Raw genomic sequence first — 11,528 nt, 5'->3', positions numbered from 1 at the left:
CGGCAAAACATCTGGGCTTCTCGATGCGGGAGACCGTTGCCGGTCAATTTCGTCCTTGACGCCACACGCTCCACACGAGAAAAACAAAGGGGACGCACGCCGTACGAGTCACTCTTTTCTGTCCATTTATGCATACATAGTATTAAAGTAATGAAAATGAGATTTGAAACAAAAAATATATATGAATATAGTTCTGTTTTTATTATAGTCAAATCGAAAAATGAATGGAACAATCGGTGGATTATTTTGAATGAATAGAAAATTCATCTCGTCGTGAAACTTTTGAGATGATGGTGAAAATAAGAGATATCCATAAAGTGCTGTAGAAGAAATGTAGAACACTACCTGACAGTGCTATTTTCTGTCAGATAGTGTTTTTTCAGTTATTCATCGTGGTTAAGCGCATCTTGATGTCGTCGGTCATTTGTATCTTGTTGAATTTGCTGGGCATGAAAGCTGTTTACTTTAACCTGTTCTAAATCCTTTACAACGTTTCGAAGATTTTTATCCACATTTCTTTCTTTTTTATTGTTTTCCATATTTATTCCTTCTTTCTTTGCACTATTGCTTAGTCAAGGAATGGAGAGTCTGGGCACATTCATGAATATTGCGTGTATATTCCTCCGAGAGATTTTGAATATCTAGTGTTGGATCGTAGACCGTATCTCCCATGTGTTGAATATCCCGTAATGTGACCTGTACCTCACGTGGATCAATATAACGGCATGTATACTCAAATTCGTAATGGTTACGGCCTGCTGTGTTGACATGAATCCGAAGCGCGTCCTGATCCAGCGGATCAGCGGTGACTTCCACCTTATCCGTCTGTTTGAAAGTTGAAGGCAAAGTTTGCTGCCAGGCTGCAAGGAGTTCCTCTCGGCCCACAGACATGTGTGTTCGCTTGTTCATTTTTTAACACCTCCGCTTGTCTTAGCGTGTGGAACAGGAAATGCTTTTATACTGCAAGGAACAATAAGGCAAACAAAATAACGGGAAATTATGGAGATTACTATTGGCACCGAAAAGGTGAACGGATTGTTTGAGACGGTTGAATCCACTGATGCCACAATGAAAGAAGCAGAAGAGGTAAGCTCCACAACGTTGCGGTTAGCGAAGTAACAGCCGCCATCGAACAGGTTCAGCGTGAGGAGGCTACGGTGGAAGACGTAACAGATGAAGTAACCAGACAGCTCCGTGAATAGGTCAATAAATCTATACAAGCTATAAACGCACTCGCATCCATTGTAAAGCAGATAGAAGAAACTGGAGCCTTTGTAGAGATGATTGCTACCATTACAAAAGAACAGGAAGTCGTCACCCACGGCATTACGAGTGGCAAATAGAGGCGGAGAAGTAATGTTTGAAACACTACATACCCGTGATACAATAGGAGCAACATAATTTGGGACAGGGTGTGAGCAAAGGTGAATATATTTAACCAGAAAGTATTGCCCGCCATACGTCAGATGAAAGACTTCGAGGTACTTTTGCGTAGCCGCTTCGAATATATGGTGCTGCTGGACAGTCATATTGGACAGATTAAAAGCATTGTTCAGACCGCCCGTCAGCATGATAAGAAGATGCTCGTTCATGTCGATCTGATACAGGGCTTGCGTAATGATGAATATGCAACTGAATTTCTATGTCAGGAAATTAAGCCTGCGGGTGTGATTTCTACGCGTAAAAGCGCTGTAATGACAGCTCGGAAGAACAAGGTGCTGGCTATTCAGCGTCTCTTTCTGCTGGATACGAATGCGTTGGAGACAAGCTATCGGCTTGTAGAGCAGACGCAACCAGATTTCATCGAGGTATTACCGGGGGTGATGCCCCACATTATTGCTGAAATATATGAAAAAGTGAAGATTCCTGTGTTGGCGGGTGGTCTGATTCGTACGATCGAAGATGCGGAGATGGCTTTTGCTGGAGGCGCTATAGCGGTCACTACTTCACGAAGAGAAATATGGAAACACTTTGCGGGAAAAAAATAAAAGAAAACGCATTCACAATTTCTTGAAACTATGTTATATTGAACTTACTAAAAAGTTAATACAGCCATTTGGTTGGAGATATTGAGACGCAAACCATAAAAACAGGGTGAGGTATTCCTTTCCGCCTGTGTTTTTATGGTTTTTTGTTTTTGTTCTCTATTCTTTAATGAAAATGGACAAAGGAAAAGAGGAGGGAATTTATTTTATAAACCGGGGAAACACACATATACAAAGTGGAAAGGGATAAGAATATGTGGCAGCTAATCACAAATATTTTTCGTCCGGCTCCTCACATTGAACGCTTGCCGGAAGAACAGATCGATAGTACATATCGTCGGCTTCGTTTGCAAGTGTTCCTGGGGATTTTCATCGGGTATGCAGGGTATTATTTAGTAAGAAAGAATTTTTCTTTAGCGATTCCTTACTTTACAGAGCAAGGCTTTTCTAAAGGAGAACTCGGGCTTGTATTATCGGCTGTATCTATTGCATACGGCGTCAGTAAATTTGTTATGGGTATCGTATCGGACCGTTGTAACCCTCGTTATTTTCTTGCGGCTGGACTTATTCTATCAGGAATATTAAATATTTTATTCGGTACCGTACCATTTCTTACGTCAAGCATTGCTATTATGTTCGTAGCAATGTTTATCAATGGATGGTTTCAGGGGATGGGCTGGCCTCCGAGTGGAAGAACGATGGTGCATTGGTTCTCCGTCAGTGAACGCGGAACAAAAATGTCAATCTGGAATGTAGCTCACAACGTGGGTGGCGGGATTACCGCACCACTTGCAAGTTTGGGAATTTTACTTTTTGCAACATGGAACAGTATTTTTTTCCTTCCTGGAATTGTAGCTGTCCTTATTGGGGTTTATGTCATCATTACTTTGCGTGATACCCCTCAATCTGTGGGATTGCCTCCGATAGAAGAATATAAAAATGAATATCCGAATGATAATGTTGAAAATCGGGAGAAAGAGCTTACTGCTAAGGAAATTTTATTTAAATATGTATTTACTAACAAATTTTTATGGTTTATCGCTTTAGCTAACGTATTCGTCTATTTTGTTCGTTACGGGGTAGTGGACTGGGCACCTGCTTATTTAACCGAAGTCAAAGGGTTCAGTAATGATAATTCCAGATGGGCTTATTTTATGTATGAATATGCTGGAATTCCCGGTACGCTGCTTTGCGGTTGGATGAGCGATAAGCTGTTTAGAGGCCGCCGGGCGCCGGCAGGTATTTTATTCATGGCTGGTGTATTGGCTGCGGTGCTCGTATACTGGTTGAACCCACCGGGCAATCCACTTATCGATAATATCGCACTTATTAGCATTGGCTTCCTGATTTATGGTCCGGTTATGCTGATTGGTCTGCATGCGCTTGATCTTGCGCCGAAGAAAGCCGCAGGTACGGCGGCAGGGTTGACAGGATTTTTCGGTTATTTAGGTGGTGCGGCATTCGCCAATGCTGCTATGGGCTATATTGTTGACATATTTGGATGGAATGGCGGATTTATCTTGCTTATTATTTCTTGCGTTCTCGCCATTTTCTTCTTAGCTTTAACTTGGAATACCGGAAAGGTGAAAAATTAGAATTAAAAGGAAGTATTTTTTTGTATATTACTACCTGTTGCTTATCATTATTGATATACTTAACAGGTATGGTTTTATATACAAGTTAATTGTAGTGATGGAGACGCGGAGATCCACAGTGATACCCTGAGTTCTGTAGGGAATATTTGCTGTGGATTTTCTGTTTTCTTCGAAAAACTTAAGGAGGGGTACAGGGATGTCACCGTTTTTAGGAGAAGTAGTAGGGACGATGCTTCTGATTATTCTGGGTGATGGCGTAGTGGGTGGAGTTGTATTAAACAAAACGAAGGCTCATAACTCTGGCTGGATTGTGATTACGCTTGGTTGGGGTCTGGCGGTAGCTATGGCGGCATATGCGGTCGGTGGTATTAGTGGCGCGCATTTGAATCCGGCGTTAACGATTGGGCTTGCTATTGCGGGCAATTTCCCTTGGGCAGATGTACCGATGTACGTTCTGGCTCAAGTGATCGGTGCGTTTCTTGGTGCTATAGTAGTATGGTTACATTATCTTCCACATTGGAAAGTGACGGAAAGTTCAGCGGATAAGCTGGCGGTTTTTGCTACAGATCCAGCTATCCCTCATCGTGCAGCGAATTTAATAAGTGAAATTATTGGAACGTTTATACTTGTCCTTGGAATTCTGGCAATTGGCGCGAACAAGTTTGCTGATGGCCTTAATCCTTTTGTTGTCGGATTTCTGATTGTTAGTATCGGGCTTTCGCTCGGCGGTACGACAGGCTATGCGATTAATCCGGCGAGGGATTTTGGTCCGCGTCTTGCCCATGCGGTGTTGCCGATCGCAGGCAAAGGCCGATCAAACTGGGGTTATGCCTGGATTCCAATTGTAGGTCCGGTGATTGGCGGTGCTCTCGGTGCGTTATTCTATAAGCTAGTTTTTCTATCTTAAGATATATCAAACACTATATGTATAAAAAGGAGCGAACGTTCATGGAAAAAAAATACGTAATGGCTTTGGACCAAGGAACAACAAGCTCGCGTGCCATTCTATTCAATAAGCAAGGGGAAATTGTAACCGCTGCCCAGAGAGAATTCCAGCAATATTTCCCGAATCCGGGATGGGTTGAGCATAATGCACATGAAATTTGGGGCTCTATCCTTGCAGTTATTGCTGAAGTGCTTTCAAGCTCGAACATCAACCCAAAGGAAATCGCATCCATTGGCATTACAAACCAGAGGGAAACTGCGGTAGTGTGGGATAAGAATACAGGAAATCCAATTTACAATGCTATTGTTTGGCAGTCCCGTCAAACAGCCGATATTTGCGAGGAATTGAAATCTCAGGGCTACTCGGATATGGTTCGGAACAAAACGGGGCTTCTAATTGATGCCTACTTTTCTGGAACGAAAGTAAAATGGATTCTGGATCATGTCGAAGGGGCAAGAGAGAAGGCCAAGAACGGCGATCTGCTGTTCGGCACGATTGATACGTGGCTTATTTGGCGCTTAACTGGCGGTAAAGCGCATGTAACCGATTACTCGAATGCTTCACGCACGCTCATGTATAATATTTACGAGCAGAGATGGGATGAAGAGCTGTTGGAGATGCTTGGCGTACCTCATACGATGTTGCCGGAAGTTCGTCCATCCTCAGAAGTATACGGAGAGACTGTTGAATACCATTTCTTCGGCGAGCGTGTTCCGATTTCCGGTGCGGCCGGGGACCAGCAGGCAGCGTTATTCGGGCAGGCGTGCTACGAATCGGGCATGGCCAAAAATACGTATGGCACAGGATGCTTTATGCTGATGAATACTGGAGAAACAGCAGTAAGGTCAGAACACGGACTTCTCACCACATTGGCATGGGGAATTGATGGTAAAGTGGAATATGCACTTGAAGGCAGCATTTTTGTTGCAGGCTCGGCAATTCAGTGGCTGCGGGATGGCCTTCGCATGTTGAAATCGGCTGCTGACAGCGAGCAATATGCTACGCGGGTGGAATCAACCGATGGCGTGTATATGGTACCAGCTTTTGTTGGATTGGGCACACCTTATTGGGACAGTGACGTACGAGGAGCGATCTTTGGATTAACGCGTGGTACGCAGAAGGAGCATTTTATCCGCGCTACATTGGAATCGCTCGCATATCAGACGAAGGATGTGCTCTCCGCGATGGAGGCTGATTCTGGAATCGAGTTAAAGACGCTGCGCGTGGATGGAGGCGCAGTTAAAAATGATTTTCTGATGCAGTTCCAAAGCGATATTCTCGGTGTACCAGTAGAGCGTCCGACAATCAATGAAACGACTGCGCTTGGAGCAGCATATTTGGCAGGTTTAGCTGTAGGGTTCTGGAAGAGCCGTGACGAGATTGCTTCCAAATGGCGAATAGAGAAGCGGTTTGAGGTACAGATGCAGGAGGATGAACGTGCCCGGTTGTATGCAGGCTGGAAGAAAGCAGTAGAAGCAACGATGGGCTTTAAGCTTAAATGATTCACAACTCCCTATAGTTGAAGCCTAATAGTAGTTATGCTATACTTATGGATGATAAGACTGTAGAAGTTAATATTGGTCGGAGAATTGGAGAAGACCACAACAGATCCTTGAAATTCGTAGGATCTTGTTGTGGTCTTTTTGTTTTCGGGAAAAAGATAATTAATCGCATTCGGTTCATACTATATGGTAGGAGAGTGAATTTACATGGAACAATTATTTGCGAGCGTTAAACGTCAGCAGATTTTACGTGATATGGAAGCCCAACCGTTTGATGTACTTGTCATTGGTGGAGGTATTACAGGAGCAGGTATTGCGCTTGATGCCCAATCCAGGGGAATGAAGATCGCGCTAATAGAAATGCAGGATTTTGCTGCGGGAACATCCAGTCGCTCCACTAAGCTGGTACATGGCGGTTTGCGCTATCTTAAGCAATTCGAGTTTAAACTGGTTGCCGAAGTCGGTAAAGAGCGAGCCATTGTATACGAAAATGCGCCGCATGTAACGACACCAGAATGGATGCTTCTTCCAATGATTGAAGGTGGCACATACGGGAAGTTTGCCACATCTATTGGCTTACGCGTATATGATACGCTGGCTGGAGTTAAGAAGGACGAACGCCGTGTAATGTTGAACAAACAGGAAACATTAGCCAAGGAGCCGTTGCTGCGTACCGATAATTTAAAAGGCGGAGGCTATTACGTGGAATATCGGACCGATGATGCACGTCTGACGATTGAGGTTATGAAAGAAGCAGTGCGTCGGGGAGCCCGAGCGGTTAATTATGTGAAGGCTGAGGAGCTTCTGTATGAGAACGGCAAGATTATAGGTATCACGGCCGTTGATACACTCAGCGGTGAAAGATACAACATTCACGCCAAAAAGATTATTAATGCAGCAGGTCCATGGGTGGACAAGATTCGCGAGAAAGACGGTTCGAAGAAAGGTAAACGTCTGCATCTAACAAAGGGCGTACACTTGGTTATTGACGGAACACGGTTTCCGCTCCGCCAGGCAGTATACTTCGATACACCGGATGGACGGATGGTGTTCGCCATTCCGCGTGAAGGCAAAACATATATAGGAACGACGGATACAGACTATCAGGGAGACATTGCCAATCCGAAAATGACGATAGAAGATCGGGACTACATCATACGTGCAGCGAATTTCATGTTCCCTACATTGAAACTAACAGCTGAAGATGTGGAGTCCAGCTGGGCTGGTTTGCGCCCGCTCATTCACGAAGAGGGTAAGTCACCTTCCGAGCTATCTCGCAAGGATGAGATTTTTATTTCTGAATCCGGGCTTCTAACGATTGCGGGTGGTAAGCTAACAGGATATCGGAAAATGGCAGAACGAATTGTAGATTTGGTAGCCTCTCAATTGAAAGAGGAGGGGCACGGTTCATATCCTGGTTGTTCTACCGATAGCACGCGTTTATCGGGAGGGGATGTAGGCGGTTCGGCGAATTTCGAGTCATTTGTAAAAAAACAGGTGCCACAGGGGGTTGCTGCTGGACTCTCAACAGAGGAAGCGGAACGCTTAGCTCGCCGTTATGGCTCCAACGTAACCCGTATTTATACAATTGTTCGTGAGCGTGGGGAGGAAGCGGAAAAGGCAGGTCTGTCGAAAGAAATTTTTGCATCGCTCGTTTATGCGATGGAAGAAGAGATGGTTGCTACGCCGGAAGACTACTTCGTTCGTCGTACGGGTGCTTTATATTTTGCCATTAGCCAAGTTCAACAATGGATGGTTCCGGTTATAGCTTATATGGGACAAACACTCGGATGGAGTGAGCAGGAGACGGCTAGACATCGGGAACGACTGGAACAGCTTATCCATGATGCTACTGTTCCGCAAGCAGGTACAGCTTCTACATCTGCTTAATGTCATAAGAAAAGAGAATAGGTATAGTGATACAAAAAGACGGGTGATGATAACCCGTCTTTTTGTATGTGAAGCGTAATCCGGCTATGTAAAAAAATATGCCCGCTTATATGCTTTCGCCGCTTCGTTTATGCTCTTGAAGCCATATACTGCATTAATAATTTAGAAACTTTCCATAAAGTATGAACGGGGTGACGCATTTGGACGTGGCGGTCATCGGAACGGGATATGTAGGTACAACAACTAGCATCGCTTTTGCTGCTTGGGATCACAAGGTTATCGCTGTCGATAGCGACCAGATGAAGATTGCCAGACTTAATCAATCGATTCTTCCGTTTTATGAAGAGGGCCTGGAAAGGAGGCTGGAAAGATATAGGGAGAGTGGAAACCTTTCTTTTACGGATGACTTGGAACAAGGGATAACAAGGAGCGATGTTCTATTCATTGCTGTCGGCACGCCCTCTTCCCCGGACGGCTCCGCCGATTTATCGTATGTAGAAATGGTAGCAAGGCAGATTGGGCAAATGATGGATAAATACAAAGTAATTGTTACGAAAAGTACTGTTCCAGTAGGTACGGGAGATAAAATCAAATCAATTATTACCGATGAACTGAAGAGAAGAAATCTGTCTTTTTCCTTTGATATTGTCTCTAATCCCGAATTTCTTCGAGAAGGCAGAGCACTTTATGATGCGCTCCATCCCGAACGGGTTGTAATCGGCTGTGAGACAGAGACAGCGAGGAAGACGATGGCGGCACTTTATGAAAAAGTAGAAGCACCTATGCTTTATACAACTATCCGAGATGCAGAAATGATTAAATATGCTGCGAATGCATTTCTGGCAACAAAAATTTCCTTCGTAAATGAATTGGCCCGGCTTTGTGACAAAATGGGAACTAACATTATGAAGGTAGCCGAAGGAATGGGGCTGGATAGCCGGATCGGTCCGCAATTTCTCCGTGCTGGCATCGGATATGGCGGCTCCTGCTTTCCAAAAGATACGGCTGCGCTTCTTAACTTGGCCAAAGAACAGGAAACGATGCTTCCTGTTCTACAAGCTGCTTCTAATGTTAACCGGACACAGGTTTCCTGGTTTATGGAAAGAATTCACCATATTATGGGTTCCCTTGCAGGGAAGAAGGTTACATTGCTTGGTCTGACATTCAAACCGGAAACAGATGATGTTCGTGAAGCGCCCTCGTTAAAAATTATTGAGCAGCTGCTGCAAAACAAAGCGATTGTTAGTACTTACGATCCGCAGGGGATGGAGAACGTTAAAAAAATATATCCCCAGGTAGCATATAAACCTACGCCTTATGAAGCATTAGAAGGGGCGGACGCGATTATTCTCGCTACGGAGTGGAGAGAGATTCTTGATTTGGATTGGACCAAAGTGAAAGACTTGATAGCACAGCCTTATCTGTTTGATGGACGGAATGCGCTTGTTCCATCTGTCATGCGGAATTTAGGGTATTGTTATGTTGGTGTAGGCATCGACGGAAGAGGTGATTACCATTGAAAGGAGTTATCCTCTGCGCGGGAAAAGCCAAAAGAATGAAGCCGTTTTCGAATACGATTCCCAAAACATTGCTTCCGGTAGCCAATCGGCCGTTGCTTGAGCATTGTATCAACAAAATGACCCGTATAGGGATTAATGAAATTGGCATCGTTATGAATCCTCAGCAAAAAAGTATTGTTGAATATCTTTCGTTAAGTAATCTACCCGCTACATTTCATTATATTTTTCAAACGGAACAGCTAGGGGTCGCTCATGCGCTCGCTAGCGTGCAAGGGTTCGTTGGTACAGATTCCTTCCTGCTTTTGCTAGGAGACAATTTAACTGCTGAGCCGCTTGAAACGCTAATTGCAGCGTCTGGAGGAGACAAAAGTGCACTGTTGCTTGCGGAGGTGGATAACCCGCAAGATTATGGGGTTGCTGAAATTAGAGATAATCGGATCGTAAGCATTGAAGAGAAACCAAAACAGCCGCGAAGCAAATTGGCTGTTATTGGCACATATTTATTTGATGCAAATATCTTCATGGCTATTCAGCACATTCAACCTTCTACAAGAGGGGAATATGAAATTACCGATGCAATCCAATGGCTCATTCAGCATGGCTTTCCGCTTACTTATTCGATTACGAAAGAGCCATATACCGACGTAGGTACGCTGCAGCGATGGTTGGAGGCCAATCGCTGGATGCTGTCCCGGCAATTAGGAAACGAAGTGCAGGTCGGCGTGCAAACGAAGCTGGAAAACTGTGTCCTAAAAGGCCCCGTCATTATTGGGAATCAATGTACATTAAAAGATGCTGTGATAGGTCCGTATGTATCCATTCAGGATGGAACCGATTTAATGAATTGCACAATAGAGAACAGCATTTGTCTGAAGAAGGCTAGAATCCTCGATATTCCTTCCACTATCTCTCACAGCATTTTTGGCCAGCATGTCGTGCTGCAGGGGATTCACATGCAAGAGCCTTCATTGCGCTTCATACTTGGCAGCGATTCTCATCTTATATTCCCCGTGAGCGGAGGAAAGGAGGATGCAAATGAATGATAAAGAAATCGCACGGCAGCTTAAAAAAATCAAGGTAATCAATCAAGAACAGGCAGACGTAGAGGTCAAAAACCCAACGTCACTTACTATGATCGGCAAAGGACGGCAAGGAGCTGTATTTCAAATCGATGAAAATACATGTGCCAAAGTGTACGGAAACCCTGAGGACTGCGAACGTGAGCATTATGCGCTTTCTCTTGGACAAAAAACAAACCTTTTTCCGCGCATTTATGGTAAAGGTCAAAACTATATTGTCATGGAGATGGTCAGAGGCATTGACCTGCGCGAATATTTGCAATCACAACCATTAACGAAGGAACTATCATTTAAGCTAATCGAAATGCTGGTTACATTTCAGCAGGTTGGCTTCGACCGCATCGATCACCACAAAAGACAAATTTATCTTCAGCAAGATGGAACATTAAAGGTTATCGATGTTGGCAGGACCGTCTGGCGCGATCGGACGTATCCATATCCGAGAAAATTGCTGACCAGCCTGGGAGAGGAGTATAAAACACTCTTTCTTTCACATGTACAGGAGATGAACCCTAAGTTATATGCCGAATGGCAACACTATATGGCGATGGAAGCAAGTGCCCGTCAAATGTTTGAAACATTGTTTAGCAAAAGGCTGAAAAATGCAAAGGATATCGCTATTCAGCTTGCCGAACCGCTGCTAACAGTCGGCGATCAAGGGAAGCATTACGCAAAGCTGGAAGGACTTGTGCGCAAAGTTTTTAAAGAAGAGTGGATAAAGGTTCTGGTAGCCCAGGGACGTGACCCGGAAAAGGTCAAAAAGAAAATCGATGTGTTCATGGAAAAACAGGAGGGAATGGGGTGGGAGGAAATAGATCAAAAGAATGGAAATCAGCTTGATTGTTCGAAGAAACGACAAAAACAAAGTAAGAAGAAGGCATCCTTAAAGCAAAAAATGCTTATCGAAGACGTTATGAAGAATGTTAATAAACTTCTAAACGAAGGTAATAAGAAAAAGCGGGAAACTTTAACATCATATCCTGCTATCTACCGCACAAAGGTCAAGTAACA

At 44.2% G+C, this 11,528-nt stretch carries 10 protein-coding genes; 8 read left to right on the top strand and 2 right to left on the bottom strand.

The window, feature by feature from the left end; translation table 11 throughout:
• Positions 1-383 precede the first annotated feature (383 nt).
• Positions 384-539, bottom strand: a complete 156-nt coding sequence (locus HMPREF0083_RS28905; RefSeq protein WP_021624791.1) for a hypothetical protein — start codon at positions 537-539, stop codon at positions 384-386.
• 22 nt (positions 540-561) lie between these two features.
• Positions 562-909, bottom strand: coding sequence for a hypothetical protein (locus HMPREF0083_RS25105; protein ID WP_021624790.1), 348 nt, complete (start codon positions 907-909; stop codon positions 562-564).
• Positions 910-1,424: 515 nt separating this feature from the next.
• On the opposite strand from HMPREF0083_RS25105, the gene HMPREF0083_RS25100 reads away from it, so the two are divergent.
• The 8 genes from HMPREF0083_RS25100 to HMPREF0083_RS25065 all read left to right on the top strand — a co-directional run bounded on the left by HMPREF0083_RS25100 (position 1,425) and on the right by HMPREF0083_RS25065 (position 11,526).
• Entirely contained in the window at positions 1,425-1,988 is a 564-nt protein-coding gene (locus HMPREF0083_RS25100; RefSeq protein WP_021624788.1) for a glycerol-3-phosphate responsive antiterminator, read from the top strand.
• 263 nt (positions 1,989-2,251) lie between these two features.
• Positions 2,252-3,580 carry a glycerol-3-phosphate transporter gene (gene glpT, locus HMPREF0083_RS25095; RefSeq protein ID WP_040305065.1) on the top strand — a complete coding sequence of 443 codons (1,329 nt, stop codon included), beginning with the start codon at positions 2,252-2,254 and terminating at the stop codon, positions 3,578-3,580.
• A gap of 196 nt (positions 3,581-3,776) precedes the next feature.
• Positions 3,777-4,487 carry an MIP/aquaporin family protein gene (locus HMPREF0083_RS25090; protein WP_021624785.1) on the top strand — a complete coding sequence of 237 codons (711 nt, stop codon included), beginning with the start codon at positions 3,777-3,779 and terminating at the stop codon, positions 4,485-4,487.
• 41 nt (positions 4,488-4,528) lie between these two features.
• Positions 4,529-6,028, top strand: coding sequence for a glycerol kinase GlpK (gene glpK, locus HMPREF0083_RS25085; protein ID WP_040305041.1), 1,500 nt, complete (start codon positions 4,529-4,531; stop codon positions 6,026-6,028).
• A gap of 207 nt (positions 6,029-6,235) precedes the next feature.
• The gene (locus HMPREF0083_RS25080) at positions 6,236-7,918 is read left to right on the top strand and encodes a glycerol-3-phosphate dehydrogenase/oxidase (RefSeq protein ID WP_021624783.1); all 1,683 of its coding nucleotides are present in this window, start codon (positions 6,236-6,238) and stop codon (positions 7,916-7,918) included.
• 200 nt (positions 7,919-8,118) lie between these two features.
• Entirely contained in the window at positions 8,119-9,438 is a 1,320-nt protein-coding gene (locus HMPREF0083_RS25075; RefSeq protein ID WP_040305039.1) for a UDP-glucose dehydrogenase family protein, read from the top strand.
• Complete coding sequence (locus HMPREF0083_RS25070) at positions 9,435-10,481, top strand: sugar phosphate nucleotidyltransferase (RefSeq protein WP_021624781.1); 1,047 nt, start codon at positions 9,435-9,437, stop codon at positions 10,479-10,481. The genes HMPREF0083_RS25075 and HMPREF0083_RS25070 overlap by 4 nt, the downstream gene beginning before the upstream one ends.
• A complete protein-coding gene (locus tag HMPREF0083_RS25065; RefSeq protein ID WP_051354799.1) occupies positions 10,474-11,526 on the top strand; it encodes a hypothetical protein in 1,053 nt (350 codons plus the stop codon). The genes HMPREF0083_RS25070 and HMPREF0083_RS25065 overlap by 8 nt, the downstream gene beginning before the upstream one ends.
• Positions 11,527-11,528: the final 2 nt, after the last annotated feature.

The sequence above is a fragment of the Aneurinibacillus aneurinilyticus ATCC 12856 genome (genome assembly GCF_000466385.1).
Classification (GTDB): Bacteria; Bacillota; Bacilli; order Aneurinibacillales; family Aneurinibacillaceae; genus Aneurinibacillus; species Aneurinibacillus aneurinilyticus.
Note: the sequence above shows the minus strand (reverse complement) of the source record. Positions and strands in the feature narration are given on the sequence as shown.